General features: G+C 64.5%; 25 protein-coding genes and 1 pseudogene. 9 read left to right on the plus strand and 17 right to left on the minus strand.

All coding sequences use genetic code 11. The features are described from left to right. Positions 1–87 precede the first annotated feature (87 nt). Genes LGN19_RS30830 through LGN19_RS30840 form a run of 3 tightly spaced genes read left to right on the plus strand, consistent with a single transcriptional unit; the run spans position 88 to position 2,965 of the window. Complete coding sequence (locus LGN19_RS30830) at positions 88–1,137, plus strand: LLM class flavin-dependent oxidoreductase (RefSeq protein ID WP_226218966.1); 1,050 nt, start codon at positions 88–90, stop codon at positions 1,135–1,137. After that, positions 1,134–1,859: an LLM class flavin-dependent oxidoreductase gene (locus tag LGN19_RS30835; protein ID WP_226218968.1), complete on the plus strand. Its 726-nt coding sequence runs from the start codon at positions 1,134–1,136 to the stop codon at positions 1,857–1,859. The genes LGN19_RS30830 and LGN19_RS30835 overlap by 4 nt, the downstream gene beginning before the upstream one ends. Continuing rightward, entirely contained in the window at positions 1,856–2,965 is a 1,110-nt protein-coding gene (locus LGN19_RS30840; protein WP_226218970.1) for an LLM class flavin-dependent oxidoreductase, read from the plus strand. Before LGN19_RS30835 ends, LGN19_RS30840 begins: the two co-directional genes overlap by 4 nt. A gap of 36 nt (positions 2,966–3,001) precedes the next feature. Here the strand turns inward: LGN19_RS30840 and LGN19_RS30845 are convergent, their stop codons facing one another. The 3 genes from LGN19_RS30845 to LGN19_RS30855 form a co-directional block, all read right to left on the minus strand. Next, complete coding sequence (locus LGN19_RS30845; RefSeq protein ID WP_174957662.1) at positions 3,002–4,090, minus strand: sigma-54 interaction domain-containing protein; 1,089 nt, start codon at positions 4,088–4,090, stop codon at positions 3,002–3,004. A 312-nt stretch (positions 4,091–4,402) separates the two neighbouring features. Further along, positions 4,403–5,968, minus strand: a complete 1,566-nt coding sequence (locus LGN19_RS30850; RefSeq protein WP_226218972.1) for a methyl-accepting chemotaxis protein — start codon at positions 5,966–5,968, stop codon at positions 4,403–4,405. Between the two features lie 828 nt (positions 5,969–6,796). Beyond that, entirely contained in the window at positions 6,797–8,197 is a 1,401-nt protein-coding gene (locus LGN19_RS30855) for an MFS transporter (protein ID WP_226218974.1), read from the minus strand. Between the two features lie 128 nt (positions 8,198–8,325). Between LGN19_RS30855 and LGN19_RS30860 the strand changes: the two genes are divergently transcribed. Beyond that, positions 8,326–9,258 carry a LysR family transcriptional regulator gene (locus LGN19_RS30860; RefSeq protein ID WP_226218976.1) on the plus strand — a complete coding sequence of 311 codons (933 nt, stop codon included), beginning with the start codon at positions 8,326–8,328 and terminating at the stop codon, positions 9,256–9,258. 117 nt (positions 9,259–9,375) lie between these two features. Here the strand turns inward: LGN19_RS30860 and LGN19_RS30865 are convergent, their stop codons facing one another. The 7 genes from LGN19_RS30865 to LGN19_RS30895 all read right to left on the minus strand — a co-directional run bounded on the left by LGN19_RS30865 (position 9,376) and on the right by LGN19_RS30895 (position 16,793). Continuing rightward, positions 9,376–11,271 carry a sigma-54 interaction domain-containing protein gene (locus LGN19_RS30865; protein WP_226218978.1) on the minus strand — a complete coding sequence of 632 codons (1,896 nt, stop codon included), beginning with the start codon at positions 11,269–11,271 and terminating at the stop codon, positions 9,376–9,378. Positions 11,272–11,487: 216 nt separating this feature from the next. Next, a complete protein-coding gene (locus tag LGN19_RS30870; protein WP_043184251.1) occupies positions 11,488–11,883 on the minus strand; it encodes a thioesterase family protein in 396 nt (131 codons plus the stop codon). 371 nt (positions 11,884–12,254) lie between these two features. Then, on the minus strand, positions 12,255–13,376 hold the full coding sequence (locus tag LGN19_RS30875; RefSeq protein ID WP_413227255.1) for a branched-chain amino acid ABC transporter substrate-binding protein: 1,122 nt from the start codon (positions 13,374–13,376) through the stop codon (positions 12,255–12,257). A 14-nt stretch (positions 13,377–13,390) separates the two neighbouring features. Next, positions 13,391–14,110 (minus strand): HAD family hydrolase, encoded by a 720-nt coding sequence (locus LGN19_RS30880; protein WP_226218982.1) that lies wholly within the window; start codon positions 14,108–14,110, stop codon positions 13,391–13,393. Between the two features lie 2 nt (positions 14,111–14,112). Beyond that, positions 14,113–14,871, minus strand: a complete 759-nt coding sequence (locus LGN19_RS30885; RefSeq protein ID WP_226218984.1) for an enoyl-CoA hydratase/isomerase family protein — start codon at positions 14,869–14,871, stop codon at positions 14,113–14,115. Then, positions 14,871–16,214: a phenylacetate--CoA ligase family protein gene (locus LGN19_RS30890; protein ID WP_319000671.1), complete on the minus strand. Its 1,344-nt coding sequence runs from the start codon at positions 16,212–16,214 to the stop codon at positions 14,871–14,873. The genes LGN19_RS30885 and LGN19_RS30890 overlap by 1 nt, the downstream gene beginning before the upstream one ends. Positions 16,215–16,286: 72 nt before the next feature. After that, positions 16,287–16,793 carry a thioesterase family protein gene (locus LGN19_RS30895; RefSeq protein ID WP_226218988.1) on the minus strand — a complete coding sequence of 169 codons (507 nt, stop codon included), beginning with the start codon at positions 16,791–16,793 and terminating at the stop codon, positions 16,287–16,289. A gap of 328 nt (positions 16,794–17,121) precedes the next feature. Here LGN19_RS30895 and LGN19_RS30900 point away from each other — a divergent pair, with 328 nt between their 5' ends. Further along, complete coding sequence (locus LGN19_RS30900; RefSeq protein ID WP_122950076.1) at positions 17,122–17,454, plus strand: tRNA-binding protein; 333 nt, start codon at positions 17,122–17,124, stop codon at positions 17,452–17,454. Positions 17,455–17,503: 49 nt separating this feature from the next. Here LGN19_RS30900 and LGN19_RS30905 read toward each other — a convergent pair whose 3' ends face one another. Continuing rightward, positions 17,504–17,800 carry an SUMF1/EgtB/PvdO family nonheme iron enzyme gene (locus LGN19_RS30905; protein WP_226218990.1) on the minus strand — a complete coding sequence of 99 codons (297 nt, stop codon included), beginning with the start codon at positions 17,798–17,800 and terminating at the stop codon, positions 17,504–17,506. Between the two features lie 21 nt (positions 17,801–17,821). Further along, positions 17,822–18,367, minus strand: coding sequence for an AAA family ATPase (locus tag LGN19_RS30910; protein ID WP_122950639.1), 546 nt, complete (start codon positions 18,365–18,367; stop codon positions 17,822–17,824). 128 nt (positions 18,368–18,495) lie between these two features. Here LGN19_RS30910 and LGN19_RS30915 point away from each other — a divergent pair, with 128 nt between their 5' ends. Beyond that, a complete protein-coding gene (locus LGN19_RS30915; RefSeq protein ID WP_226218992.1) occupies positions 18,496–19,581 on the plus strand; it encodes a PDZ domain-containing protein in 1,086 nt (361 codons plus the stop codon). Positions 19,582–19,632: 51 nt separating this feature from the next. Here the strand turns inward: LGN19_RS30915 and LGN19_RS30920 are convergent. After that, a pseudogene (locus tag LGN19_RS30920) lies at positions 19,633–19,816 on the minus strand (TetR/AcrR family transcriptional regulator); the annotation flags it as partial. A gap of 69 nt (positions 19,817–19,885) precedes the next feature. Between LGN19_RS30920 and LGN19_RS30925 the strand changes: the two are divergent. The 3 genes from LGN19_RS30925 to LGN19_RS30935 all read left to right on the plus strand — a co-directional run bounded on the left by LGN19_RS30925 (position 19,886) and on the right by LGN19_RS30935 (position 21,124). Continuing rightward, the gene (locus tag LGN19_RS30925) at positions 19,886–20,158 is read left to right on the plus strand and encodes a hypothetical protein (protein ID WP_226218994.1); all 273 of its coding nucleotides are present in this window, start codon (positions 19,886–19,888) and stop codon (positions 20,156–20,158) included. A 45-nt stretch (positions 20,159–20,203) separates the two neighbouring features. Then, positions 20,204–20,707, plus strand: a complete 504-nt coding sequence (locus LGN19_RS30930; protein WP_226218995.1) for an SMI1/KNR4 family protein — start codon at positions 20,204–20,206, stop codon at positions 20,705–20,707. Between the two features lie 72 nt (positions 20,708–20,779). After that, entirely contained in the window at positions 20,780–21,124 is a 345-nt protein-coding gene (locus LGN19_RS30935; protein WP_226218997.1) for a hypothetical protein, read from the plus strand. 39 nt (positions 21,125–21,163) lie between these two features. Here the strand turns inward: LGN19_RS30935 and LGN19_RS30940 are convergent, their stop codons facing one another. The 4 genes from LGN19_RS30940 to LGN19_RS30955 form a co-directional block, all read right to left on the minus strand. Continuing rightward, positions 21,164–21,484, minus strand: a complete 321-nt coding sequence (locus LGN19_RS30940; RefSeq protein ID WP_226218999.1) for a zinc ribbon domain-containing protein — start codon at positions 21,482–21,484, stop codon at positions 21,164–21,166. 67 nt (positions 21,485–21,551) lie between these two features. Beyond that, a complete protein-coding gene (gene fmdA / locus LGN19_RS30945) occupies positions 21,552–22,784 on the minus strand; it encodes a formamidase (RefSeq protein WP_226219001.1) in 1,233 nt (410 codons plus the stop codon). A 72-nt stretch (positions 22,785–22,856) separates the two neighbouring features. Next, on the minus strand, positions 22,857–23,369 hold the full coding sequence (locus LGN19_RS30950; protein ID WP_226219003.1) for an AmiS/UreI family transporter: 513 nt from the start codon (positions 23,367–23,369) through the stop codon (positions 22,857–22,859). A gap of 298 nt (positions 23,370–23,667) precedes the next feature. Further along, positions 23,668–24,816 (minus strand): helix-turn-helix transcriptional regulator, encoded by a 1,149-nt coding sequence (locus LGN19_RS30955; RefSeq protein WP_226219005.1) that lies wholly within the window; start codon positions 24,814–24,816, stop codon positions 23,668–23,670. Positions 24,817–24,891 lie beyond the last annotated feature (75 nt).

Raw genomic sequence — 24,891 nt, forward strand, 5'->3', positions numbered from 1 at the left:
CCGCGCCCGCACCATGGGGCCGGCGCTCGGCTGGACACCCGCCGAGCGCACCGACGCCCTCCCGTCCACCTCCGTTGCACTGACGACATGACCCGTTCCCCCTCTCCCCAGCCGGCCGAGCGCCGCCCCTTCAAGCTCGGTTTTCTCACGCACGTCCACGGCGCCGGCGACGCGCGCCGCGTGTACGCGGATCTCGAAACCCTCTTCGTCGCGGCCGAACAGCTCGGCTTCGACGCCGGCTTCGTCGCCCAGCATCACTTCCGCGCCGAGTATGGCCGGCTGCCGTCGCCGCTCGTGCTGCTGGCGGCCGTCGCGCAACGCACACGCCGTATCGAGCTCGGCACCGGCATCGTCACGTTGTCGCTCGAGGATCCGCTGCGGCTCGCGGAGGACGCCGCGGTGCTGGACGCGCTGGCGAGCGGCCGCGTGCAGCTCGGCCTCGGCAGCGGCGGCGCGAACCTCGACGCGTTCGCCGCGTTCGGTTTCGACGTCGACACGCGGCAGGCCCGCTTCGCGGCTGCGCTCGAACGCCTGCAGGATGCACTGGCCGGCCGGCCCATCGCGCCTGTCGCCGCCGACGCGCCGCCGCTCGCGCTGCAACCGCCCGCGCCCGGCCTGCGCGCGCGCCTGTGGCACTCGCACGCATCGGCCGACGGCGCCCGCTTCGCCGCACGCCACGCCAACGGCCTGCTGCTCGGCACCGCCGTGCACGATCCGCGCACCGTGCAACGCCCGCTCGCACAGGCCTATCTCGATGCGTGGCACACCCACGGTCACGCGGCGGCGCCGCGGATCGGCGTGGTGCGCGCGGTGTTTCCGGCGCGCGACCGCCAGACCGCGCTCGCGGAACTCGCGCCCGACGTCGTGCGGCACGGTCCGTGGCTCGCGGCCAACGGTCATCCCGGCGTGACCGACCCCGCGGAGATCGTGCGACTGCTGAACGTCCATCACGGCCATCCGGACGACATCATCGAGCGCCTGCACGGCGACGCGGCGCTGTTCCCGTTCGCCGACTATTTTCTTCCGGTCGTGCAATCGGAAAGCACGACCCTCGACGACGCACTGCGGCGCCTGCGCACCGTCGCGGAAACGATTGCGCCGGCGCTCGGCTGGCGGCCGGCCCGCGCCGCCGCATGAGCGCGCCACACCTGCTGCTCCGGCTCGACCTGGACTGCGACGATGCGCGCGCCGACCCGGCCACCGACTGGATCGCGATCGCCGCGGCGGGCGTCGCGGCCGGCTGCGATGCCGTGCTGCTGCCCACGCGCGCGACCGGCCCCGATCCGTGGATGGCGGCCGCGGCACTCGTCAACGCGTTGCCGGACCTGCGCGTGATGGTCGCGCTGCAGGCCGGCGCCATGCTGCCGGTCGTGGCCGCGCATCTCGCGCAGAGCCTGCAGTCGCTCAGTCGCGGCCGCGCGCTGCTCGCATGCGAGGCTGACGCGCCCGACGTCGACGCGACCGACCACGCCGCGCACCTGAACCGCGACCAGCGCCTCGCGCGCACCGCCGAATTCCTCTCCGCGCTCCGCGCGCTGTGGGCCACGCCCGGGCTGCTGCAGCATCGCGGCACCTACTATCGCGTCGAGAACACGCGGCTGCCGGACCTCACGCTGCAGCGGCCGCCGGTTTACTGGACCGTCGCCGACCGGCGCGACATCCCGCTCGCCGTGCCATTCTGCGACGGGTTGATCGTTGCCGCGAACGCGCCGCCACCGGCGGCATCGACGGCGCTCGAGCAGGCATACCGTGCGCGCGGCCTCGCGCCCCCGCCGGCCCACGCGTTGTTCCGGCGCGTGCTCCGGTTCGATGCGGCGGGCCACGCCGCCCCTGCAACCCGACGGCAAGGCAAAGCATGAGCGTGGATTTCGCGTGGTTCCTGCCGACCAACGGCGACGGCCCCCATCTCGCGAACAGCGGCCTGCCCCGGCCGCCGACGTTCCTGCAGGACTATCGGCCCGCGACGCCCGAGTATCTGCGCGACGTCGCCGGCACGGCCGAGGCCGCGGGCTTCGACAGCCTGCTGCTGCCGATGGCGGCCGGCTTCGAGGATCCGTGGCTCGTCAGCGCGCAGCTGGCGCGCTCGACACGGCGCATCGCGTTCACCGTGACGTTCCGCCCGGGGCTCGAACAGCCTGAGCAGATCGCGCGCAAGGCGGCGACGCTGCAGCGGATGAGCGGCGGCCGACTGCGCCTGTTCGCCGTGAACGGGTCGAGCACGTACGAACAGCGCGCGCTCGGCGATTTTCTCGATCACGACGCCCGCTACCAGCGTTCGTCCGAATACCTGCGCGTGCTGCGCCGACTGTGGCAGGGTGCCGGGCACAGCGTCGCCGGCCGCTACTACACGCTGAACCCCGCGCATGCCGGCATCCCGCTCGCCGATCCGCCCGCGTTGTATCTCGGCGGCGCCTCGACACTCGCGGAACAGGTCGCCGCGAGTCAGGCCGACACCTACCTGCTGTGGGGCGAGCCGCCCGACGTCGTCCGCGAGCGCATCGCGCGGCTGCGGGCGCTCGCCGCGATGCACGGCCGCCGGATCCGCTTCGGGCTGCGCGCGCACGTGATCGCGCGCGCCACCGAGCGCGCCGCATGGGCACGCGCGGACGAGTTGCTCAGCGAGATTTCCGACCAGGTCTATGTCGACGCACAACGTCAGCTCGCCGAGTACGAGTCGGTCGGCCAGCGCCGACAGACCGCGCTGAGCCGCGGCGCGCTGCGCTCGTTGCGCGAGCTGGAGGTGTATCCGAATCTGTGGGCGGGCGTCGGATTGATACGCGGCGGCGCGGGCACGGCGTTCGTCGGCAGCTACGACCAGGTGGCGGCGCGCATGCATGAATACCGGATGCTCGGCATCGACGAATTCCTGCTGTCGTCGTATCCGAACCTCGAGGAGGCGACGCGCATCGGTGCGCACGTGCTGCCGCGCGTCCGCATGCGGCTCGCGCGTGCCAGCCTGCCGTGACCGGCCGCGGTGCGCCGCCGGCCGGCGCGCGCCGTGTCACTCGTCGTGCGCGGCGTCCGGGCCGGGGACGTTGAGCAGGCCGTGACGGGCGAGCAGCGTGCGCATCGTGTTGCGCGTCACGCCCAGCAGCGCGGCCGTGCGGACCTGGCTGAACCGGCAATGCTCGAACGCCTCGCCCACGATCAGCTCCTCGATGTCGCGCAGCAGGCTTTCCCCGGGCGAGCGGAACAGTCGTCGCACGCCCGCACGGATGTCGTCCTGCGGCAGCGTCGACGCTGCGGCATCCGCACGCGCAAAGCCCGCGAGCGCCTCCGAGAACTTCAGGTGCTCCGGCCGGATCAGGTTGCCGTTCGACACGAGCAGCGCGAGATGCATGACGTTCTCCAGCTCGCGGATATTGCCGGGCCACGGGTAAGCCTGCAGTGCCTGGACCGTGCCCTCGGACAGCATCGGCTGCGGCCGCTTCAGCTGCACGCAATAACGCCCGCGGAAATGCTCCGCGAGCGGCAGGATGTCCTGCGGCCGCTCGCGCAGCGGCGGCAGCCGCACGCGTGCGAGATTGATCCGGTAGAACAGATCCATCCGGAAGTTGCCGGCCAGCACCGCCTGCTCGAGATCGACGTTGGTCGCGGCCACGACGCGCACGTCGACTTGCCGCGCGCGGGTCGCGCCGACCCGCGTCACTTCGCCCTCCTGCAGCACGCGCAGCAGTTTCGCCTGCAGCGGCAGCGCGAGATCGCCGATCTCGTCGAGAAAGATCGTGCCGCCGTGCGCTTCCTCGAAATAGCCGGCACGGCGCCCCTGCGCACCCGTGAATGCGCCGGCTTCGTGACCGAACAGTTCGCTTTCCGCAAGCTGCTGGCTGATCGCGCCGCAGTTGACCGCGATGAACGCACCGCTGCGACCGCTCACCGAATGGATGTGCCGCGCTACCAGCTCCTTGCCGGTGCCCGTCTCGCCGAGAATCAGCACGGGTGCCGGGCTTGGCCCGATCTGCTCCACGAAACGCAGCACCGCACGGGACGCCGGGTCCGCGAATACGAGCGCCTTCGCGCGCACCGAAAGGGGGCGATGCTCGCTTTCCGGAAGCGAAATGAGCGAAGGGGAATCTGTGCGGTTGTCCATGATCCGAGCGCCAGCGGACCAGTTATCGATTTGGGCGTCCGCACGAGTGTTTGATCTTAGTCAACCTGCGCCGCATGGAAACTATCGATTGCCGAAAATCTTCCCCGGCCCCTGCTTATAAACAAATCATCGGCGCAAACCCGGCTCGGGTCGCATCCTGGCGAGCGGTTTCAACGCACGCTCAGGATGTGCGTCTCCGTTGACCGGCTGATCCGTATGCGTCGGACGCATCGTCTGACGCCCGCCATTCATCTCCGAATTGCCGCAGCATCCGCGCACGACGGTCCGCATTCGGGCGCAAACGCCCGTGCATCACGCGACCGCCTCGTCACGCAAACGGAACTGCGCGACCGCCGCGCTCAGCCGCGCGCCCTGTTCGTCGAGCGACAGCGCCGCGGCTGCGGCTTCCTCGACCAGCGCGGCATTGCGCTGCATCGTCTGCTCCATCTGGATGACCGTGGCGTTCACCTGCTCGATGCCCGACGATTGCTCCTCGAACGCGTTGCTGGTTTCGCTCATGATCGTATTGACGCGCTCGACTGCGGCGACGAGTTCGGCCATCGCCGAGCCGGCCAGTGCGACGAGGCCGCTGCCGTCTTCGACACGCTGCGCGGAATGGCCGATCAGCTCGCGGATTTCCTTCGCCGCCGACGCGCAGCGCTGCGCGAGCCCGCGCACCTCGGTCGCGACGACCGCGAAGCCGCGCCCCTGCTCGCCTGCGCGCGCGGCTTCGACGGCGGCGTTCAATGCAAGGATATTGGTCTGGAACGCGATGCTCTCGATCACGCCGACGATCCCGGAGATCCGCGCGGAACTGTGCGAAATCGCCGACATCGTCTCGACGACGCGCTGCATCGCTTCCCCTCCGCGCGACGCAATGCCCGCCGCGCCTTCGACGTAGGTGCGCGCATCGCGCGCGTTGTCCGCGTTCTGGCGCACGGCCGCCGTCAGTTGCTCGACGCTCGCCGCCGCCTGTTGCAGCGATACGGCCTGCTGCTCGGTACGCTCGGACAGGTCGACGTTGCCGCTCGCGATCGTGCGGACGTCGCCGACGATCGTCTCCGTGCTCGCGCGCACCTGGTGCACGGTGCCGACCAGGCCGTCCTGCATCCGCTTCAGCGCATGCAGCAGATAGGCCATCTCGTTCTCGCCGGGCACGACGACCGTGCCGGTCAGGTCGCCTTTCGAGATTTTTTCGAACTGGTCGACCGCGAGCTTGATCGGTTCGATGATCGCCTTCGCGAGCATGCGCTGCGCAACGAAGCCGACGACGAGTGCGAAGACCGCGACCGCCGCCATCCCCCACACGATCCGGTGGAAATGAACCCCGGCCGCATCGTAGCGCGCCTTTTCGCGGGCAACCTGGAACGATTCGAGCGCATCGATCGCCTGCTGGTAGGCCGCGAACAGCGCGGCCGGCGCGGTGCGCTGCGTATCGAGGAAGCCGAACGCGTCGTCGCCGTCGAGTTGCGACAGCGCCTTCAGGAACACGCTGTCGAGCAACGCCCGACGGCGAGTCTGCAGCGTGTCGAACAGCGCCTGCTCGTCGGGGTTGCGCGCGTGCAGGCGTGTGTAGGCGTCCAGTTCGTCGTTGCTCTGCTTGAGAAGCGTGTGAAGTTTCGCCCCCTCTTCCTTGCCCGACTGGCCGGCGCTGATGATCTGCGCGACGTCGCTCATGCGTTCGCGCAGGACGAGCATCCGCTCCGAGCTGGTCTTCAGGTGCAGCAGCGACGCGGTGTCATCGCGGTACATCGCTTCGAGCGAACCGTTGCCCATATAGAGGGCCGCGATGCATGCGCCGACCACCAGCACGAGCAGCACGGTATAGCCGGCGATGGTCGCGACGAGACCACCACGAATAGTGAGTTGTTTTCGCATGACGTTCCCTTGCGCGGGCCAGATGCGGCCAGCGGCGGATGTGGATTCCGGATCACGAAAGACGCGCGCCGCGTCGCAACACGCGACGCATCGGCTGCGAACGGGTTAACGGCGGGGGAAACGGGAGGGTTTTATCTGCACGCGACGCGAATCTTGACGATTGCGACAGGGGAAGGGGGGAGTCGTGCCAGCAGGTGATTGTCTGCGGTCGGCCCGGCTTGAACGGGCTTCGACAGTCGGGTGGTTGTGCGGTTGTGCGGTTGTGCGGTTGTGCGGTTGTGCTGTCGTGCTGTCGTGCTGTCGTGCTGTCGTGCTGTCGTGCTGTCGTGCTGTCGTGCTGTCGTGCTGTCGTGCACTCATGCACTCATGCAGTCATGCGGGTACGCGGCGTGCTTTCACGTCGCCGAACTGAAATTCGTCGCACACGCTGGACACGTAGTTGGCCGAATTGTTGATGCGCCACGTCCCGTTAGCATTGTCGTAATCGGCCGGATGCGTGGTGAGACTATCGATCGTGAAACACGAGTCCGTGTTCGCACCGACGGCACGAATTGCTCGATTCGTCCGCCCGCCTGCCCAATGGAGTGCCCCTTGAGTTGGCGCGCACCGCACGAGATGCGTCGCGCGTGAACGCGGTGATTGCCGCCGTGGGTGCGTGCCAAAGTTCCGCTTCGATGGTGACCTGCGGGTCTGCTTGCCCGCAGTCGGCCGGCCAAACCTGTTGGATGTCGGCAGGTTTTGCCGGCCGTTGGTGGCCGCACAGCGGTTCCCCGCGACACAAGAGGCGTGCCCCAAGGCAATGCCCCGAAGCACACCGGGCAACAGCCCTCAAGCATTCGACGCAGCACGGGCGGGATGCACATGCAGCGCGCGGCGCCCCAGCGCCAGCACGGCCAGCGCCCCCAAGCAGACCAGTGCCAGCAGCAGCATGACCCCACGGTAGCCGGCGACAAAGCCGCCACCGTGCTCCGCGGCGAGCCGGTACAGCACGGTCGCCGCGGCCAGTCCAACCGAGCCACCCACGTTGTGCACGGTCGTCGCCATGCCCAGCGCGGTGCCGGCCAGGTTTTCGGGCAGTGCCGACAGCGCCGCCGTCATCGACGGCCCCAGCACGCAGCCCCAGCCGATACCCATGCAGGCGAACGCAGCCAGCACCCACGGCCAGCCCGTCGTCGCGGTAAAGGCCGACTGCATCAGGGCCGATAGCAGCAGCGCGGCAAAGCCGGCCATCATCACCGGCCCGGTGCCGAACCGGTCGCAGCCGCGGCCGGCCCATGGCGCGATCAGCGCCATCACGGCCGTCGTGGGCAACAGCAGCCAGCCCGTCGCGGCGCTGTCCTGGCCGCGCAACTCGCCCAGGTACAACGGCATCAGGAAGAAAGCGGCGCAGTAGAAGAAGGCCAGCGCCGCCGTCGCACAGGCCGCAACCGCAAAGCGCGGCTGCGCGAACAGCGCCAGCCGCAGCAGCGGCACCGGCGCACGCCGCTCGACCCACGCCAGCACACCGGCCAGCGCGCTGCCGAGCGCCAGCAGCCCCAAGGTCGCGGGCGATGCCCAGCCCCAGTCGGCGCCATGAATCAACGCGGTCAGCCAGGACGGCAACACCGCCAGCAGCAACGCGATGCCGAGCCAGTCGAAGCGTCGTCGCACGGGCATCGCAAGGCCAGCCTGCAACCGCCCCACGCACAACGCAAAGCTGATCACGATCAGCGGCACGTTGACCAGGAAGATCGAGCGCCAGCCCAGCGCATCCACCAGCACGCCACCCAGGACCGGCCCGATGGCCAGGCCCAGACCATTGACGCTGAACAGGAGGCCCAGCGCCTTGCCGCGCTCCTGCTCGGGAAACATCTCCGCCACCAGCGCCGCCGACGCCGTGTACAGCCCGGCGCAGGCCATGCCTTGCATCGCCCGCCATGCCACCAGCGCAGTCAGGTCCGAGGCCAGCCCGGCGCCCAGCGAGGTGACGCCGAACAACGCCATGCTGATGTACATCGCCCGGCGGCGGCCATGACGGTCGGCCAGTTGCCCCACGGCGATGGTGCAACTGGACAAGGCCATGACGAAGGCGGTGATGACCCATTGCACCTGGTCGATTTCAGCGTGGAAAGCCGACTGGATGGCGGGGATCGCGGTATTGACGATGGTGAAGTCGATGCAGCCCAGGAAGCTGGCAATGGCAATGCCAGCCAGGGCCAGCCAGCGCTGCCGGCTTGACGAGCGAGACATGGAAAAGCACTCCTGAAAGAGCACGGCCAGACGGCGCGTGCAGATAGGCAGGACATGCTAATCAATAAAACAGGGATTGAATTGATACACTCAATACCAGGATTAAATACTCGAACTATCAAATAGCCATGCAGCTTTCCGATCGCTTCCAGGGCATCCTCGCCTTCATCCAGACCGTGGAATGCGGCAGTTTCAGTGTGGCGTCGCGCCAGATGGGCATGTCGCCCTCCAGTGTCGGCAAGGCCGTTGCGCGCCTGGAGCAGCGCCTGGGCGTGCGACTGTTCGTGCGCACTACGCGGCGCATGTCGCTGACCGATGAGGGCGTCGCCTTCCACGAAAGCTGCCTGCGCGCGCTGGCCGAGCTGGATCAGGCCGAGTCGGTGCTGACCGAGCGGCGCCTGCTGCCCTCGGGCCGGGTGCGGATCGCGCTGCCGACGCTGTATGGGCGCGAGCGTGTCCTGCCAATTCTCATGAGGCTGGCCGAGCACTACCCGGCACTCGACCTCGATGTGCAATTCTCCAGCCGGGCCGCCGATCTGGTTGAGGAAAACATCGACCTCGCGGTACGCATCGGCCAGCTCGACGACAGCGCATCGCACGTCGCTCGCCCGCTGGGCGAACAGACGCTGTGCCTGTGCGCCGCCCCGGAGTACCTGGCGCGGCGCGGCACGCCCCGCACCCTGGACGACCTGCGTGATCACGACTGCATCGCCCGCTTGCGCAACGGCATGGAAGAAGTCTGGCAGTTTGGCGGCGAGGCGGGCCAAGTGGCCCAAGTGGGCCAGGCACGCCACCTGCCGCGACAGGCGCGCCTGCGCCTGAGCGACTTGGCGGCGGTGAAGGATGCCGCGCTGGCAGGCCGGGGGCTGGCGCAGTTGCCCGGCTGGTTTGCCGAGCGCGACATCCGGGCGGGACGGCTTGCCGTCGTCCTGCCCGATGCGCAGCCGGCGCCGCTGCCCATTCATGCGCTGTGGTCCAGGACCACGCGCATGACCGCGCGCCTGCGCGTCACCATCGACGCGCTGGCGGCACACGCGTCGCGGGAAGCAGCGCCCGGTTGATCGCGGGCGCTGCCCGGGCTGTTACCACGACGTCGATGTTGGGGGGCAGGAAGATCGAACCATGCGAGGCGGACAGAAATGACACGTGCCGTCGGGTCGGCAGTCACCCCAACCTGGCTAATGCAATGGCCGCTCGAGCTTGATGTTGTATCGCTTCACTTTTGCGTACAGCGCCGGCTTCGATATTTCGAGGATGGCCGCACAGCGCGTGACATTGAACCGACACGCGGCAAGCGCTTCACTGATGGCGTGTCGCTCGACGTCCTTCAGCGACTGGACGACCTGATCGCCTCGTCTGCCCTGCGTGTCCGGCCGCTCGGGCGTCGATGCCGGTTCAGCGCCACTGCCGGCGACCCGGGATGGACGCAATAGCGCCGACACGTCGTCGATGGTGCCTTCCTCGCTCAGGTTCACCGTCCGTTCGACGAGGTTCTCCAGTTCGCGCACGTTGCCGGGCCATGCGTATGCGTTCATCTGGTCAAGCGCCTTCGGGCTGAAACCGAAGATCTTCTTGTTGAGCAGCGCCGCGTACTTGCTCAGGAAAAAATTCGCTGTCGCCGTGATGTCCGCCTTGCGCGATCTCAACGGAGGGATCGCGATCTCGATGACGTTGCATCGATAGTACAGATCCTCCCTGAACTCCTTCGCGGCCACCATGGCCTCGAGATCCCGGTTGCTCGCGCAGATGATTCTCACATCGATCGGGATTCCCTTGGTATCGCCGAGCCTTGTCACTTCCCGCTCCTGAAGCACGCGAAGGAGCTTGGCCTGAACATCGATGGGCAGCTCGGATATTTCATCAAGAAACACGGTGCCGCCATCCGCGGATTCGAATTTGCCCGGGCGCCCTTCCTTGGTCGCTCCGGTGAAACTGCCCGGTGCGTGTCCAAACAACTCGCTTTCGATCAGGTCATGCGGAAGCGCAGCACAGTTGATCGCGATGAAGGGCTCGGCCTGACGCGCGCTCGCGTTGTGAATCGCCTGCGCGAAAACCTCTTTGCCCACCCCGCTTTCGCCGCTGAGCAGCAGGTTCGCCGCACCGCGTGCGGCTTTGCGGGCCGCGCTGACTGCATCCAGAAGGCTGTCGCTCTGCCCGACGATGCTCTCGAACGTATAACGTGCGTAGTTGCCTGCATATTTACCGGCAATGCTGCGCACGCGCTTGATCTCGCGGAAGGTGTTGACGACGGACACCACCTGACCGCAGCTGTTCTTGACCGGGATTGCCGTGTCGATCAGATGCAGATGGCGCGCAGGCGAGTCGATGATGAGCTCGCGGTCCACGTATCCCACGCCGGTCGTGAATATCGGGGCGATGATCGGCTCAAAGTCGATCAGCTCGCCGAGCGGCCGACCAATGCTGGTCACCGGATCAATCCCGAGAATGCGTCCTGCCACGGTGCTCGCATGTCGAACGACGCCACCTTGACCGAGCACCATCAGGCCGTCGCCAATGTGGTCGATGATGGCTCTCTGCTCCTCGACCAGCGTCTGGTGTGCGACGAGATCGAAGTAACTTCGCAGTGAGACGCTCAAGGTGATTCTGAGTAACGCGAGCAGATCATGCAGTGGCCGGGCGTCACTCGCGCGGGGTTTCAACACGAAGAGATAGACCGTCGAAGACCCGATCGAAACGCGGGTGGCGACGCAGTGAAGATCGGCCGCGCCGGCCGAAGGCACGTCGACCGTTACCGTGTCGCTTTCCTGAAGTGAATCCCTCGCAACTTGCAGCAAGCGCTCGAGATCCAGCGCCCCGACATCGACCTGGCACACGCCCGGCAACGCTTCCGCATGGTCGTCCGCCGGCTCGAGCGGGATCGCTTCGTCGCTCAAGGTGAGGACATAAGCGCCGAACCGATGCGCCGCGACGCATCTTGCATCGAGCCAGCAAGCCGTATCGATCGCTGACCGCAGGTCGCGCAATCGATCGGCAGCGCGGAGATTTCGCTCATTCATTAGCGTTCGCAGAACGGTGGCAGGCCCGGCCAGCTTACCAGCGGCATAAACTTTCATGTTGATCCCCGTACCGCCCCATGACCGATGCGCACGCCGCCGCCGGTCGACGCCACGAACGCGCACCCCGGCTTTCCTGATACGAACGCTTTCGCGTTCACGAGGCTGGCCCCGGCGTGCGCTGACAAGCCCCTTACCTGTCCTGCCCACTGACGACAGCGATACAGGATCGCCCCGGGCTCCGGGAACCGAGGACGTCCCGGACCATCACTGCAATCAGCGGCGCGACGCCGCCTTTTTCTCGATTGCCGCACGGTCGACGATCGCGCGCGCATGCGTGCCGCTTCCAACCTGGCCTTTCGAATCGCGCGCGATGATGTCGAATACGTACAGGTTCCCTTCCTGCCCCCGGAAGCTGGCCGTGGCGCTCACTTCCGCGCCTACCGGGGTGGGTGCCGAGTGCGTCAGCTGCGTCGTGACGCCAACCGACAGCTGATCGCCGTCGAGTTCGCCTCGCATGACTTCCGCGCATGCACGCTCCATGAGCCCGAGCATCGCGGGCGTCGACATCACATCCGGGTACTGTTCATCCGAGTCGTTGCCGAACGCAGAGGCCAGGTCTTGTACACCAACGAGGCGGGTCAGGGTCGCCGTTGCTCCAGAGCTGATCATGTAATCTCCTTTTTTGGTCAAGCCAACGCAGCAATTCCCATGCCAGGCAGATCGGCAGATGGACGGTTCCGCCCGGCGGGTTTCGCAGGGCCGTGCTGGAAGGCCCGACACGAATCATTCCGTTAAAAAAATTAACGTCCGTCTCGGTTTCTTATGCTTTTGGCAGTCGTTTTGCCGATCTGACGCGGGCCCAGTCCGGAGTAACCATCCGCACTGTGGTTACCGGGTCGCGGGACTGAATGAAGCACGCGCGATTGCGCGGGTGATTGCCCGGCATCCGGAACCCGGAAAAAGGGGCCGTCTTTCGACGGCCCAAGCGTTACAAAGGCACCGACAGGAGACCGACTTCGATATGTCGATACTTCGATTCGCTACTTCGCGGCGACAGGGGTCAGATTGCCGCCCAACAGCTTGTACACGGTCACAGGGGCATCGATCCAGTCGCCCTGATCGTCGAACTTCACCGGCCCGAGCATGCTCGTGAACGATTGTTGGCGCATCACCTTCGAATACGCTTCGGGTGACGTCGAGTTCGCCTTTTGCATCGCGTCCGCTACGACCAGCGTTGCAGCGTAGAAGGCCGGCGCATAGGTATCCACGTTGGCGCCAAACGTGCTTTTGAATGTGCTCTGGAAACGCTTGCCGTCGGGCAGGCTGTCGAGCGGCGCGCCGCCCTGCGCACAAAACATCTTGTTGTCGAGCACGTTGTTCGACAGCTTGCTGAACTCCGGTGAACAGATGCCGTCGCCGCCCACCAGCACCGCATTGATGCCGAGATCCACCATCTGGCGTGCCAGCATCGCCGCTTGCGCGTAGTAGCCGCCGTAGAACACCACCTGCGGATTCCGCGCCTTGATGTGCGTCAGGATGCCCTTGAAGTCCGTCGTCTTGTCCGTGCTGTATTCACGGGCCACGACGGTCATTCCGTCCTTCTCCGCCGTCTTGACGAACACGTCCGCGACCCCGGCGCCATAGGCCGTCCGATCGTCGACCACGGCCGCGCGCTTGAGCTTCAATACGTTGGCTGCATAGTCCGCCATGCGGCCGCCCATGACATTGTCATTGGTCGCGAGGCGGTAGACGTAGGCAAATCCCAGCTTCGTCAGTTGCGGATTGGACGAGGCGCCCGTGATCATCACGACGTGCGCATCGTTGTAGATGCGCGCAGCCGGAATGCTGACGCCCGAGTTGTAGTGCCCGATAACCGCGGCCACGCCGTCGTCGACAAGCTTTTGCGCGACGTTGACGCCGACTTTCGGATCGCCCTGATCGTCGACGGACACCAGCTGAAACTTCACCGGCTGCCCCCCGATGACAAGCTTGCGGGCATTCAGTTCGTTGATCGCCAGCTGTACGCCGCGCTCATCATCCTTCCCGCTTTGTGCCGAACTTCCGGTAAGGGGGCCCGCCGCGCCGATCTTGACGACGGTATCGGCACACGCATCCGACGCAATGCCCGTGGCGTTCACACCGACGGCAGCGACTGCAAACATCAAGGCAAGGCGGTTCATTTCGATTCCCCTGAAGCATTGGACGGCAGCCGTTCCAGGACATCCCGAACAGGCGACAACGTGTCGAACTCGAAATCGGGGCGTGGCTGCCAGGGGCCGAGCGTGTCCCCGGTGCGGTTGACCCATGCCACGTGCATGCCCAGCGGCTTTGCGCCATCGACATCCGCCCAGCTGGCGAGCGAGCAGTGCAACACGTTCGGCGCGTCCAGCCCGAGGCGGTCCAGTGCCAGGCTGAATATCACGTGAGAAGGCTTGTAGGCCTTGGCCATTTCGGCGGTGGTGACATGCTCGAAGTAGCGCACCAGCTGACTGCGCCGCCAGAGGTCGCTGTCCATGTTCGTGATGGGCATCAGTGGATATCGGGCTCCAGCCCAGTCGAGAAACGCGACGGCATCCTCATGCGGCGGCGAGGACTCGACCAGATGTGTGAGCAGCACGTCCGTGAGCTTTTCAACGTCGTGACCGTTGAGCGCCTTCGGAAAGAGGCTATCGATGCAAGCCGTCAACGCTTCCTGTGCGACCGCCCGATAGCTCCGGTACGCGCCCCCTCGATAGGTCTGCACGTTGCGCATATCCCACTCGAGGTACACATCGAACACGGAACGGGGCGAGTCGACCCCGAGGATGCGCATGACTTCGGCGATACCTGCCATGCCCCCCTTGTCGACATCCACCAGCGTGCCGAAATAGTCGAACGTCAATGCTTGAATATTCATGGTCAATTCCTCGTAGCAAATGCCTGGACGCGTCTGGCAGCCTCGGGGGTCGCAAACGCCGCAACGGTTGCGGCCTGTTCCAGCTCGAGACTGCGGCCCAGATCAGTGGAAAGCTCGGTCGTCAGCAGGCGTTTCAGCCTCGATACCGAAAATGCCGAGCGTTCGGAAACGCGCGTCGCAAGTTCCCGTGCGGTTTCAAGGACCTTGTCCCGTTCGACGACCCGATTGACGAGGCCGAGCGCATACAACTGCTGGGCCGACTGACGCTCGCCCAGCAGCCAAAGCTCCATGGCGCGCTGATGGCCGACGCTTTGAGGCAGGAGTTGCGTCACCCCGCCCGTGACGAACTGCCCCCACGCCATTTCCGGAAAGAAGCACACCAGATCGTCCGAAGCCACGACCAGATCGCAATTGAGCAGCCACTCGAACCCGCCACCGACGGCAAAGCCGTGCACGGCGCCGATCACGGGCTTGCCATTGAACATCAGATCGCGCGTGATCTGCTGGATGCGTTCGACGTGGCTGCGAATACTCGCATCGCTTTCCGTCTGCTTGCCAAATTCCTTGAGATCGTCGCCGGCACAGAATGCCCGACCTTCGCCCGTGAAGACGATGACCTTGCACCCTTCATCGGCGTTGACCTCGACCAATGCCTGATGGAGGTCGTCCAGCAAATCGCCGCTGATCGCGTTCAACCGCTCGGGGCGATCAAGAACGACCGTCGACACGGCACCCGACTTCTCGACTCTTGCGTAGCGCATCACGCCTCCTTTTCGACCCAACGCGTTTTACCTTCCGTCCGCGGGAAATGTTCGAACGGCACCATCGTGACTTCCGCCGTCGAACCGACCTTCGTGCGAATCGCCGCCTCGACCTGCTCCCTGGCCTTTGACCAGCTGTCGGCCGGCAAACCCTGCGCCGCTTCCACCGCCATCGTGATCCGGTCATACGGGCCGTCGCCCTTCAGGATGATCCTGAAGATGCCCGATGCCCATTGCGGAACCGATTCGACGGCAACCCGGACGGCACTCGGGAACACATTGATGCCGCGTACGTTGAACATGTCGTCGGTCCGGCCGGTGACCCGGAATCGCCACGCCGTCCGGCCGTCCGGCCCCCGGTCGACGCCGGTCACGGTCACGACGTCGCGCGTCCGGTATCGAACGAGTGGCTGACATTCCTTCTGCAGGTGCGTACAGACGAGTTCCCCCACGGTCCCCTCTGCGATCGGGAGGCGCTGAAGCGTCGCGGGATCGAGGATCTCCGCAAACACCACGTCACTCGCGTGATACAACAAATCGTGGGTCCAGTCGGTTTGACCACCCAGGATGCTCAGCACCTCCGACAGCCCGAAATTGGCATTACGCACCTTGAAGCCCCACTTCTCTTCCATCGCGTTTCGCAGGTCCGGATTGTCGAGCCCCGCCTCTCCACCAAACAGCCCCAACGTCAGTTTCAGATCGCGGGGACGCAGGCCGCCCGATTCGCGCAGAATCTGTTCGATGAGCCCCGGATACGAAGGGGTGCACGAAATCGCATTGATGCCGAGATTGACGATCGAATCGATCAGCACACGCGTGTTGCCGACACCGAATGGCACGACCGTCGCACCGGTCGCTTCGAGGATCGTGTGATCCGTAAAGCCGCCCGTCCACATGCAGTAGTTCAGGCAGTGAACCACCCGGTCCGTCGGGCGCAAACCGGCCGCCCACATCGAACGCGCACCGACGTGTGCAATCCGGCGGGCGTCGGAAGCGCTGTTCGCAAGAATCAGCGGACGGCCGGTCGTCCCGGACGTGCGATGCAGGCGGGCAACGCTCGCCTCGCCGCACGCGACGTAGTCACCGAACGGGGATGCCGCCTCCTGACTGACCCGAAGCTCGTCCTTCTCGGTAAAGGGCAGGTCTTGAAGCATGTCCAATGTCACTTCCCGATCGGTCCAGCGCGACAGCTTCGTGCGATAGAAGGACGACATGGAACGGACGTAGTCCCACTGGGTGGACCACAGTTTGTCCTGATGCTGGCGCACCTGGTCAAGCGGCAAGGTTTCGAATGCCTCGTCAAACAGCGCATTGCCTGGATTTCTCGTCGACTCCACTTTCATGTCTTCCATTCCTTTAGCACTTCGAATTGATATTGTTTCAGTTGGAAATCAGATGTTGCGACGTCAATCGGATTAAAACCCGATTGCCGAACGCTCGACTATCGAACGTGCATGACTGCCGCTTGCAACCGGGCCCGCTGCGTCGGCTACGACGACATCGAACCAGTACAGTTCACCGTCGAACATCCGAAATGTTGCCGTTGCGAAAACCTCGGCTTGCGACGGCGTGGGAGCCAAATGCCTGAAGTGCATCACGTTGCCGATCGAACACTGGTCGCCCCGGATATCCTCACGCATGGCCTCGACGCATGCTGCTTCCACCACACCCACGAGGGCAGAGGTTGACAGCACCTCCGGATGAAATTCATCTGCGCGACGGCGACCCTGTTCAACCAGCCCCTGCCTCCCCAAAATCATCGCTATCGCTGTACGTTTCGCTGGCATCGGATCGCGCGTCTCCCGGTTCATCTGCATCCAGATGACGCAAGGGCCATGCCAGCCTGACGTTTTGCCGGAAAGCCGCGTCGCCAGGGACTTGCCGCCGGCACAACAGGCCGTCGTCAACAATCTGAACGTCATTATTTTTAACGGTCGTCAGGGAATGTGCCTGACCGCTATCGCATTGGATATCTCCGTGCGGCCGTGAGAACCGGCCGCTGATCCGACGTCGCATCCCGACAGACCGGCGGGTCGCCCACAACGTCCGACGTTTGCGCAGCGCTTCCGATTTTGAGTCGATGGCAGACATGCGTGGCACCACGCCTGTGTTGACCTGCGCGACGCTGTAGCCATCGCCCACCCGGCAAATCCGCGCGCCAGTTCAGAACGTTTGATGTAAAGTACGCGGCTCTGACGCGCCTTTTTCAATTGACGCGTGCCGGATTTCTCGAGAGAAGAAAACACACGTATGGAACAGATAAGTTGGGACGATTTTCAGAAGGTTCTCATGGTGGCCGGCACCATTACGCGCGCCGAACCTTTTCCTGAAGCCCGCAAGCCCGCTTATAAAATCTGGGTGGATTTCGGTCCATATGGGGAACGCAAGACCAGCGCGCAGATCACCTCCCTGTACACGCCGGAAGCGCTCGTCGGACGGCAGATCGTCGGAGTCCTGAACTTCCCTGAAAAACAGGTCGGGCCCATCAAGTCACAATTTCTGCTGAGCGGATTTCACACGGACGACGGCGTCGTGATCACCACGCTCGAGCGACCGGTTCCCAACGGGTCCCGTCTCGCGTAACGGACCCGGCACACTTTGAAGCTGCACCGCATGATCGATGCCCGCTACGCTAAAGCAGCGGGCATGCCTGCATTCGAGTCGGCCTCGTTGCGCCTCGCTGCCAACTGATACGACTGTCTCGCACTTCGAGCCGTGCAACCCATACCGGGCATTGCGCACTGGCGCGCGACGAAGGCGATTGTCCCGTTACCGCGGCGTATTGCGCCTGGGTCACCGGATAGCGGCCGATCGCAAAGCGCTGCAGATCGACGCACCAGGTGCGGCCAATCCGGTCGTCCCTCATTGCAATGGTGCCGGCGGGAACCTGCACCATCGGCAGATCGAGCGTTTCACGCAGATATTCCATGTTCGCCACTCTGCCGCACCGTTACGAAGAAAGCCTGACGGCACCGGCTTCGTCATACGCCACGATGTTCAACCCTTCCGTCGCTGCCGGCGCGACGAAGTACCGCGTGATCCGGTCGAATTCGGCGTCCGACGCCTGGAACGGATGGTCGCCTCGCGCATTGCGTGCGCGCAGCCGCGCCTTGCAGACCGCATCGCTGACGTCGAGGTAATGCAGTCGATGGTCGCAGCCGACGGCGTGCGAAATGGCGAGCCCCCAGGCGCGCGCGGCGACCGTATTGAACGGCACGTCGAGCACCACCGATACGCCGGCCTGCAGCACCGCGCGGGCCTGATCGGCAATCACGTTGCCGACGCGCGTGGCACACCGGACGTAGTCGTCGATCGACAGGATCTCGCCCGGATAGAGCTGCGCAAGCCACGCGTCTTCGCTGATCGAAACGACCGGCCCGGCACTCGCGAGCCGCGCGACGAGCGTCGATTTTCCGGCCGCGATCTTGCCGCATACCATGTGGAGCAACACGGCATCGTTCGATGCCGTCGCGTGAAGTGACTTCCGTGTCTGCATGTCCACGCTCTCCATCGAATGCCCAGAAAGCAAAAACCCGCCTTCCGGGCGGGTTGTGACGACATCCATTCAGTCGATCGCTACCCCGCCGGCAACATGGCGGCGCAAATAATCGAGCGGGTTTGCGAATGGGTCATGCGCATCAGAATAACCAACTACCCGATCGTGAGCAAGCGGGTGGAAAACAAAGCACTTCAACCTGCGCGCTTAAAACTGATACGCTAGCCGGAAAAACAAACAAGGCGTTCCCGGGCATCCTCGCCCGCCGCCATTCAGATAACAAACAGAGAAAAGGGCATTCCGAAATGAAACGTGGTTTTGTATTTGCCGCCCTGCTGGCGATGTCGTCGTTGGCCCCACAGGTCGCACTGGCGCAGGAAAAGGCCGCGCCGCCTGTCTATACGTGGCTCTCCGAGCGTTTCCCCGATAACGTTCGTTACGATTCCCCCATATTGACCATCAGCGATTCGGGGTTACCGGCGGCTCAAGGCATCGTCAACGCGCAATTGACGCTGGTGCAGTCACCGCAAGGCAACGATTCCGTACTGGGGCTGGCCGTCGCCTTCCATACGATGGAGAAGTGCAATTTCAATACCGTGCGCGACTACGGGGAATTCGGCACCCACTACAAGCAGCCCAAGATCCCGGTCGCGATTCCGACGCTGAACGGCGGCGGCTACAGCGACACCGAGAACTGGAGCCCGGTGGCCGATGGCGGCAAGAGCTGGCCCGTGAACGGCGGCGTCTTCATCATGCTGAACCGCATCGACCTGAAGCCCTACGACATCAGCGGGACCGACCTGGTGCTCAACCTCTCGGACTACGATGTGGCCGACAAGGGCTTCCGGATCCGGATTCCGGCTGCGTATCTGTCGCGCTTTCTCGCCAGCATTCCGAATGACCGCCGGCTGATACCGGCGGCGATGTTGAACCGTCCGTCGGTCTTCGGCGTGCATTTTGTCGAATTGAGCGAACAGGAGCAGACGGGGCTGAAACTCCCCGGCAGCGCGCTGCAGATCCTCGCTGTGCTGCCCGGCACGGTCGCCGATCACGCCGGCCTGAAGAATTACGATGTGCTGCTGCGGTTCGGCGATCACCCGCTGAAGCAGATGGACGACCTGCGAGACGCCGTGCTTGCGACACCAAAGGGCACGGCAGTGCCGCTGACGGTCTGGCGCGATGCCAGGGAGGTCAAGCTGCAGGCGCAGTTCTGAGATCGCCGCCGGATCGTGGCGCCAGGCCGGCCGGGCGCCACGACGCATGCGTCACGCGGGCCCGTCGCGCCCTTTCGGAAACACGCCACGGCTTATCGCATCGAGTTGTCGGCCGATCTCTGCGCGCAAGTCGGCCGGATACCTCGACGCTGTCGAGCAACTGCGAAATCCACCGCCCGTCGGCGGCGAGCCGGCAGATCATCAGTGTCGCGGCTTGCTCGAGCGGCACGGGATCAGATGATGGACGTGCTCGCCGTCGCCGAACCGCCGTACTCAACCGATGACACGGCGCCGACGATGACCAATGCTCTGCGCTTTTTCCGCTGCTTCATGCTTCCCCGGCGTTCATTATTCGAACAAGAATTATCAGAAAATATTTGTTGAACCCGTCTGGAAAGTGCTCAAGAAATTTGCGCACAAGACGTTCGTGGTCAACCGCGAAACGGGAGTGACAAATGAAAAACCGGAGATTCGTTTTTTTGCGGGACCGGATGCCGCAGCGAAGTTCGACGGTACGGATGGACACTATCTGACGAATAACGCGTTCTTCTATCTTTTGGCTCAACCGTCCAAGTAAGGTATGTTTATGGCCAAGAGCGGTGGCTGCCGCCAGGAGAGCTCCATGAAGCAGTTGAAGCTGGTCAAGTTGGCCAAATCACTGACTGAAAACGATATCTCGAACTTCGAGAACCAATTCGGCATCCGAATGCCAGACGATCTCCGGAAGCATTATTTGAAAGCGAACGGCGGATTTCCGGACTGTTTCAAGATGTGCTACATCCAGAAGGGGGTCGACCCTTGCAATGCAAACGGTGTGACGTTCAATGGGTTCTATCCAATTAAGTATCCGTCAACGGCTGATGGATCGACGCTGGAAGAAAACTATATTGATTACACGGATACGCAAGCACTGTTCGACAAGCACCAGTACATTCCATTTGCATTCGATGTGAGTGGATATCCGCATCTCATGAAGCTTGATGACCACGCGATCTACCTTCTCAATCGAGACGTTGTTGACGATGAAGGACGTGAAGTCATAGAGTTTGTTGCGCTATCCCTGCAGGAATTTATCGATGGATTGATTTCTGGCGACGAGTTCGAAGATCTGATCAGTGATTGCTGATGTTGTCGCTGGCAATCCACGGAGTAGCGATGCGATCTACGGGGTTTGAGAATTGCAGTAGAAAAATTGACGATGCCGATATTGACGCGGCCGCAAAGGAGTTGGGGCAGTGGTTGCCTGTGGCTTTTCGTTCGCACTATCGCGAACGCTGCAGGTGACTGGCGCGAAATCCGCAAGCAGGCCGCACGCATCGCCGATTCCGACGACGCTGCCGTGCGGCGCTGGCTCTCGTCGCTGATGGACGAGCGCCGGGTTCGCTGGTGTCAGTCGACCGACCGATGGCTCGTCAGCGTCGACCACCAACACATCGCGACCGAACCGAGCGTCGACAGCGAGATTCGATTCGCGAAGCAGGCGGTGGAGCGACAGCACACGCCGCAAACGGACGGGATTCAGCAAGCGCGCCGAACCTCGTAACGCAATGCGCTGCATCGCTCCCCGATCAAGGCCTGCCCCCTAGTGGCTGATCATCCAGGGCCGCTTGCCGACGAAGGACTTGGCGCCGCCGGCCGACGAGGCCCGGGCCTGCGCGCCACCGCAACCGCATCCCGGCCCATGGCGGTGCCCCTGCGAGACCATCGGTGCATGGGCGCTGCGTTCGTTTCCGGCATGCGCGTTGCGTTGCGTCGCCGGCATCAGCGCCAGCATGGTGGCGGCCACGACGCGTTGCGCCGCGGCGCCGCAGGCCGGACACGCGATCGGCGCATCGCGCTCGGCGATGCGCCGCACTGAAGTAAAGTCGCCGCAGGCGGGACAGGCATAGTCATAGATCGGCATCGGCAAGGCTCCGGACAGGGGTTGGGCGCGCCGGCCGGGCCGGCGCGCGGCGAACTGGGCAGCGAGCTCAGTGCAGGTCGTGAGAGATCAGCACGTCGGCATCGCCCTTGACGTGCACGACCGGGCCGTTCGCATCGGGCCGAATGTCGAAGTCGAAGATCTGCGTGGGTATCCACAGCGTCGCGCAGGAGTTCGGGACGTCGACCACGCCGCTGATATGCCCCTGCACCGGCGCCGTGCCGAGAATGGCATAGGCCTGCGCGCGCGAATAGCCGAACTTGGTCAGGTATTCGATTGCGTTCAGACACGCCTGGCGATAGGCCACGTTGACGTCGAGATAGTGCTGCTTGCCACTCTCGTCCACCGAGATACCTTCGAAAATCAGGTAGTCGTTGTAGTTGGGCGTAATCGGGCTCGGCTTGAAGATCGGGTTGCGGATGCCGTATTTGGCCATGCCGTCCTTGATCACGTTCACGCGCATGTGAACCCAGCCGGCCATCTCGATCGCGCCGCAGAAGGTGATTTCTCCATCGCCCTGGCTGAAGTGCAGATCGCCGACCGACAGGCCCGCGCCGTCGACATAGACCGGGAAGTAGACACGCGATCCGCGCGACAGATCCTTGATGTCGCAATTGCCGCCGTGCTCGCGCGGCGGCACCGTGCGCGCGCCCTCGGCCGCGGCCTTCTCGCGTGCGTCGCCCCGCAGCTGGCCCATGTGCGCCGTCGGACGGAACGGCGGATTGGCCAGCGGCGGCACGCGCTGCGGATCGGTCGCGATCAGGCCCAGCTCACGCTCGTTCCAGGTGCGCAGCAGATTCGGGTCGGGCATGCAGCCGATCAGGCCGGGGTGGATCAGGCCGGCGAACTGCACGCCGGGCACGTGACGCGACGACGTATAGACGCCGTGGAAATCCCAGATCGATTTCTGTGCGTGGGGAAAATGGTCGGTCAGGAAGCCGCCGCCGTTCTGCTTCGAGAAAAAACCGTTGAAACCCCACTGGCTCTCCGCCTTGGCGCCAATGTCCAGCAGGTCGACCACCAGCAGATCGCCGGGCTTGACGCCGCGCACGCCAACCGGCCCGGACAGGAAGTGGACGATCGACAGGTCGATGTCGCGCACGTCGTCGGCAGACTCGTTGTTCTGGACGAAACCGCCGGTCCAGTCGTAGGTTTCGAGAATGAAATCGTCGCCGGGGTTGACCCAGCACGCCATCGGAATATCCGGGTGCCAGCGGTTGTGCACCATCTCGTTCTCGTAGGCCGATTGTTTCAGGTCTACCTTGATGAGGGTATCGGTCATATGCCTGTCTCCTGGTGGTTGATACGGCCATCGCCGGGATAGCGGGAATGGCCGACTGCTAACTCACTTGACTTACTTGAACGTGCCGCTGAGCAGCAGGTAGCCCGGTAGCCAGCCGGTCGCGATGCCTGCCAGGATGGTCGCGACACCGGTCAACCGGAGGATCGGACGCTGCAGCGCCAGCAGCACGAAATAGAGGAACCACAACACGCCCCAGCCGATCCAGCACCATGCGAACCAGACGTCCCACGCGGTCACCGCGCGCTGCCAGGACTCGATGGCGACCGGAATCACGGTGACGGAGACGAACAGGCTGAACCATCCCAGGCCGCGCCCGTCGGCGCCGTTGAAACGGTTCAGCGCGACCCACAGATAGGTAAAGGTAAACAGCAGCGTCAATGCGCCGGCCTTGATCGACGCGATGCTGGCGCCGCTTCCGAAGATCAATTGCAACGACACCAGCATGGTTACGCCGCCCGAGAAAATATTGACCACCCAGATTTCCCGGTCGCCGATCCGTCCCAGCAGCCACAGGCCGTTGAGACACAGCACGGCGCCCACGTACAGCAAGGTCAAACCTAGCATCGACGTCTCCTTCGATTTTTGCCTTCGGTCGTTTTCGTTATTTCACCTGCTGTCGTGGCCCGCCTGCGTCCTGCCGCCAGTGCGGACGCATCAACTATAGGCAGTTGGTCTGCAATCCGAATCCCTCTCGGCGACGAATCGCGCATCACCCGGCGGCGGGAGCAGGACTCACCCAGCTGGGTGAGTCATCGTGTCGGTAAGGACGGCATGGCGCCGGCGCGGGAGCGCCTTCGGCAAGGAAGGTGAGGAAGGTGAGGAAGACAACCGGCATCGGCCGACGCGCGGAGCGACGCCGGTTTCAGGCGTTCGGGCAGTGCTGCGCGTGCAGTCGCACCAGCTCCATCTGGCCATGCGTATTGGTCTTCTGGAAGACCTGCTTCAGATGGCTGCGCACCGTGTTCTCGGAGACGTGCAGCGTCTGCGCGAGCGTGGCGATCGAGTGTCCGTCGAAAATCAGCGCGCTGACCCGTGCCTGTGCGTCGCTCAGCTTGAACTGGTGGGCGAACCGGCAGTCGTGGTGCGCGTGCTCCATGCGCTGGCGACGCGCGCTGACCACGAGCAGCGAGCGCGCCTGCCCCGTGCCGCTGCGAAGCGACGCGCCGGCAGGCTGCACCGTCAGCGTGGTCGGCAAGCGCGCACCGGGCGACGACACCGACAGCACCTGTGTCGGCGGCAGGCCGGTCCGCGCGCCGTCTTCGCCCGCTTGCCGGGCCACATCGGCCAGCGTCTCGCGCAACGCGCGCTGATCGGCCGGCGTCACGGCGGCCAGATACGCTCCGTCGCAGCGCAGACCGCTGCCCTGCTCGCACAGCGCTTGCGCATTGCGGTTGCTGTAGACGATGCGGCCGTCCGGTTCGACCAGGAAGGTCGCATTGGCGTGGCCGTCGATGACATGCATCAGCACCTGCCCCAGATCGGCGGCATGGCGACGGTGCCAGCGGTTCTCCATGGCCAGCGCGATATGCGCCAGCAAACTGCGAAATTCGCTCTTCTCCCGGGCGCCGAAGCGCCGCTGCCCTTCGCTGCGATACAGCTCGACGTAGCACAGTACGTCCTCGTCGCGCGCAACCACGCCGCACAGCCGGTGCAGCAGGCGCTGCGGATGCAGCAGGATCTTGTAGTAGTCGGTGCGGAGCAGCTCGCGGTTGCCCAATATCTCGTCGCCGCTGCTGACATGCAGCGGCTGACAGACATCGGTCGACAGGAACCAGGGATTGCGCGGCGCGTACTCGGCAAACGCGCGTGCGAAGGCGGGATCGTCCGGCGCGCCGTACAGCACTTCGCCCTGGCCGCTGGCAAGATGGCGCTGCGCCAGCACCGCCGACGCGGCGTCAAAGCGCGCGCGCAGTTGCGCCATCACGCCACGCCAGGCATCTTCATCGCGGGCGGCATGGATGCGGTAAAGCAGTTCGCCCGTCTCTGGCGTATCGGCATTGTGCGCTGACAACCGCGCCTCCTCCTTGGGTCCCTACTGCGGTGTGTCGCGCAGCGCAACTGAAACGGAGCGATCTGCGTGCGAATG

The organism is Burkholderia sp. AU30198 (genome assembly GCF_020419825.1).
Classification (GTDB): Bacteria; Pseudomonadota; Gammaproteobacteria; order Burkholderiales; family Burkholderiaceae; genus Burkholderia.

What these genes read in the sequence shown, in the direction of transcription:
- LGN19_RS30830 (WP_226218966.1), top strand. Translation starts at nt 88, where the DNA reads ATGACCCGTTCCCCCTCTCCCCAGCCGGCCGAGCGCCGCCCCTTCAAG.
- LGN19_RS30835 (WP_226218968.1), top strand. Translation starts at nt 1,134, where the DNA reads ATGAGCGCGCCACACCTGCTGCTCCGGCTCGACCTGGACTGCGACGAT.
- LGN19_RS30840 (WP_226218970.1), top strand. Translation starts at nt 1,856, where the DNA reads ATGAGCGTGGATTTCGCGTGGTTCCTGCCGACCAACGGCGACGGCCCC.
- LGN19_RS30845 (WP_174957662.1), bottom strand. Translation starts at nt 4,090, where the DNA reads ATGGACAACCGCACAGATTCCCCTTCGCTCATTTCGCTTCCGGAAAGC.
- LGN19_RS30850 (WP_226218972.1), bottom strand. Translation starts at nt 5,968, where the DNA reads ATGCGAAAACAACTCACTATTCGTGGTGGTCTCGTCGCGACCATCGCC.
- LGN19_RS30855 (WP_226218974.1), bottom strand. Translation starts at nt 8,197, where the DNA reads ATGTCTCGCTCGTCAAGCCGGCAGCGCTGGCTGGCCCTGGCTGGCATT.
- LGN19_RS30860 (WP_226218976.1), top strand. Translation starts at nt 8,326, where the DNA reads ATGCAGCTTTCCGATCGCTTCCAGGGCATCCTCGCCTTCATCCAGACC.
- LGN19_RS30865 (WP_226218978.1), bottom strand. Translation starts at nt 11,271, where the DNA reads ATGAAAGTTTATGCCGCTGGTAAGCTGGCCGGGCCTGCCACCGTTCTG.
- LGN19_RS30870 (WP_043184251.1), bottom strand. Translation starts at nt 11,883, where the DNA reads ATGATCAGCTCTGGAGCAACGGCGACCCTGACCCGCCTCGTTGGTGTA.
- LGN19_RS30875 (WP_413227255.1), bottom strand. Translation starts at nt 13,376, where the DNA reads ATGTTTGCAGTCGCTGCCGTCGGTGTGAACGCCACGGGCATTGCGTCG.
- LGN19_RS30880 (WP_226218982.1), bottom strand. Translation starts at nt 14,110, where the DNA reads ATGAATATTCAAGCATTGACGTTCGACTATTTCGGCACGCTGGTGGAT.
- LGN19_RS30885 (WP_226218984.1), bottom strand. Translation starts at nt 14,871, where the DNA reads ATGCGCTACGCAAGAGTCGAGAAGTCGGGTGCCGTGTCGACGGTCGTT.
- LGN19_RS30890 (WP_319000671.1), bottom strand. Translation starts at nt 16,214, where the DNA reads ATGAAAGTGGAGTCGACGAGAAATCCAGGCAATGCGCTGTTTGACGAG.
- LGN19_RS30895 (WP_226218988.1), bottom strand. Translation starts at nt 16,793, where the DNA reads ATGACGTTCAGATTGTTGACGACGGCCTGTTGTGCCGGCGGCAAGTCC.
- LGN19_RS30900 (WP_122950076.1), top strand. Translation starts at nt 17,122, where the DNA reads ATGGAACAGATAAGTTGGGACGATTTTCAGAAGGTTCTCATGGTGGCC.
- LGN19_RS30905 (WP_226218990.1), bottom strand. Translation starts at nt 17,800, where the DNA reads ATGGAATATCTGCGTGAAACGCTCGATCTGCCGATGGTGCAGGTTCCC.
- LGN19_RS30910 (WP_122950639.1), bottom strand. Translation starts at nt 18,367, where the DNA reads ATGCAGACACGGAAGTCACTTCACGCGACGGCATCGAACGATGCCGTG.
- LGN19_RS30915 (WP_226218992.1), top strand. Translation starts at nt 18,496, where the DNA reads ATGGGTCATGCGCATCAGAATAACCAACTACCCGATCGTGAGCAAGCG.
- LGN19_RS30925 (WP_226218994.1), top strand. Translation starts at nt 19,886, where the DNA reads ATGCTCTGCGCTTTTTCCGCTGCTTCATGCTTCCCCGGCGTTCATTAT.
- LGN19_RS30930 (WP_226218995.1), top strand. Translation starts at nt 20,204, where the DNA reads ATGAAGCAGTTGAAGCTGGTCAAGTTGGCCAAATCACTGACTGAAAAC.
- LGN19_RS30935 (WP_226218997.1), top strand. Translation starts at nt 20,780, where the DNA reads ATGCCGATATTGACGCGGCCGCAAAGGAGTTGGGGCAGTGGTTGCCTG.
- LGN19_RS30940 (WP_226218999.1), bottom strand. Translation starts at nt 21,484, where the DNA reads ATGCCGATCTATGACTATGCCTGTCCCGCCTGCGGCGACTTTACTTCA.
- fmdA (WP_226219001.1), bottom strand. Translation starts at nt 22,784, where the DNA reads ATGACCGATACCCTCATCAAGGTAGACCTGAAACAATCGGCCTACGAG.
- LGN19_RS30950 (WP_226219003.1), bottom strand. Translation starts at nt 23,369, where the DNA reads ATGCTAGGTTTGACCTTGCTGTACGTGGGCGCCGTGCTGTGTCTCAAC.